A 1552-nucleotide genomic window follows, 5' to 3' on the forward strand; every position below is an offset into this window, starting at 1 on the left:
AAGGAGGGTGGTGGGCATAGTTGTTCTCCGAGTTGGTTCAATAATATTGTTCTGACCTTTGTGATATTAGTCTTTGTATATTTCTTGTCTTAACCTCTTCCTTAACTGCGATAAATCTTTGGATTGACAATATTGCATAACCTTTTTATTAGTGGATTTTTGCCAGCCTATATCTTGGAACTGGTATGCGTCGTAATTTTGTCCGTTTGATGTGCAGCAGGCATAGTGACCAACTAAAGCCTTGCATTGCAGATTATCTATAAAAGCTTCCTCGATATCAGATTGGGGTAAAAAATTTACAATATCGACATAATTAAGATACGATTTTTCGCCTGTGTGTGGAAGTTTTTGAAATACTGCATCAACACCATTTATGCCCATATCAAAGTATACTTTCTCTTTATTTGCCAAAATAACATTTGATTGTTTTGGCATCCAAAATACGGATAAACTTGATGGATTGGGAAATTTTGTATTATTATCATAAAGTTCTATCGCTCCGTTATCTCTAATCCCAACCAAAAAAATACCATCTTTCACAACATATAATTCGTTTGGATTTTTTGAATTTAATAACATATCGAACTCCCCATAGTGATGTATTAGGTAATTGTCATAGCGACTATTACCATTCACAATCATATTCTCATCATTAATTTTTTTAATGATTTCCTGATTTAATCCAATACTATTTAAATCTGCCTGATCTGCATAATGCAATAAAGATATATTTTCATAATTTCTGCAACTCACCAATAATAAAAACACACCAACAATAAACAAAGATTTTATCATAAAAACACTCACTACTTCTTGGTGGTACAAATTTTCCAAACCTCTCTTTGTGGAGACATACCTTGAGAATTAGTCTCACTCCAATTAGAGCCATTGTATTTTTGAACCAACTTTTCCCAATCAATAAGTTGTCTACAACGAGTATAGCCCTGTACAGAAGTTAATTTTGTAGTTGGTCTTAACTCGCCCAGTTGCACAAAATATTGATAGTCTTTCTGTAATTCGCCATCTAAAGCACTACTAATACCAATTGCACCATTAGCTGCACCTATTCCCGCACTAATGATGCCTCCATTAGTATTGCTCATACCTCTGGTTCCTGCCGTTACTGCAGCATCGGCACCCCTATCTTGAGCATTTGATTTTTGATCTGCGTCCCACCATTCCATAAACTTGTTCCACCAAGAATCATCATCACTCCCAAGCCACTCACACTCTTCATCTTCATCAGGATTGCAAGCAACATTCTCTGGATCGCCATCAAAATCTGTTTCGACCAACTCCAAGCCCCAATCGGCATCTTTAAAACCAATAAAGACATCAATTTCTTCTTGATCCTCAGACATGATGGTGCCGGTTCGACCATGTTCATCCAAGACTCCTTCAATAAGCTGACCTGAGCCAAGATGAGCAACATATTCAATCTCATCAAAGCTATATTGATGAAACAAGTCATACACATCCACTTTATTGCTAAAAGGTTTAACAATATGGGGTAAATTAGGCAACCTAAACGGCACCCTCTCACCCCCCTCCA

At 36.7% G+C, this 1552-nt stretch carries 1 protein-coding gene and 1 pseudogene; both read right to left on the bottom strand.

What is annotated here, in order from left to right:
• Positions 1–66: 66 nt before the first annotated feature.
• Positions 67–795 (bottom strand): hypothetical protein, encoded by a 729-nt coding sequence (locus B0182_RS13710; protein ID WP_078275440.1) that lies wholly within the window; start codon positions 793–795, stop codon positions 67–69.
• A gap of 11 nt (positions 796–806) precedes the next feature.
• A pseudogene (locus B0182_RS13715) lies at positions 807–1552 on the bottom strand (hypothetical protein); the annotation flags it as partial.

The sequence above is a fragment of the Moraxella bovis genome (genome assembly GCF_002014975.1).
GTDB lineage: Bacteria > Pseudomonadota > Gammaproteobacteria > Pseudomonadales > Moraxellaceae > Moraxella > Moraxella bovis.